The 438-nt window shown below is 55.7% G+C and carries 1 protein-coding gene; it reads right to left on the bottom strand.

Going from position 1 to position 438, the window contains the following annotated elements; translation table 11 throughout:
- Nucleotides 1-438 (bottom strand): nucleotidyl transferase AbiEii/AbiGii toxin family protein (locus AC0T7J_RS25325; RefSeq protein WP_473798526.1); only part of this gene is annotated, 438 nt, incomplete at both ends.

Genomic DNA, 438 nt, shown 5'->3' on the forward strand with positions numbered 1-438 from the left:
TCCTTGTGATAAGGATCACCATTTCCCCGACCGGCGAAAGCTTCCAGTTTCGTCGCGAGAAAATACGTGGGCTGGAATATCTGGATGACAGTGCCGCTGGGCAAGGTGAATTTATCCGCACTCGCCAGCCCCTCGACGAACCAGCGGTTGGCATAGCCGAGTACTGCAGGGTCGGAAGGCATGACATCCACGACAACGTCATTGAAGCGAAAACGACAATTCACCTCGTCCTCACCCGTGATCTTGAATCCCTTGGCCGCCAGCCGTTCGGTGAGTTGGTTCCAGGCGCTGATACCGGCCAACTCGATCACTAGATCAACGTCATCAGTGAAACGAATGTCGTCCAGCACGGCTGTATCTGTAACCAGCATGGCGGTTGTGCAACCGCCAACAAAAGCAACTTCGGCGAGAAACGCCTCGCCCAAGCCTCCAGCCACG

It is taken from the genome of Pantoea sp. E956-1 (assembly GCF_982223955.1).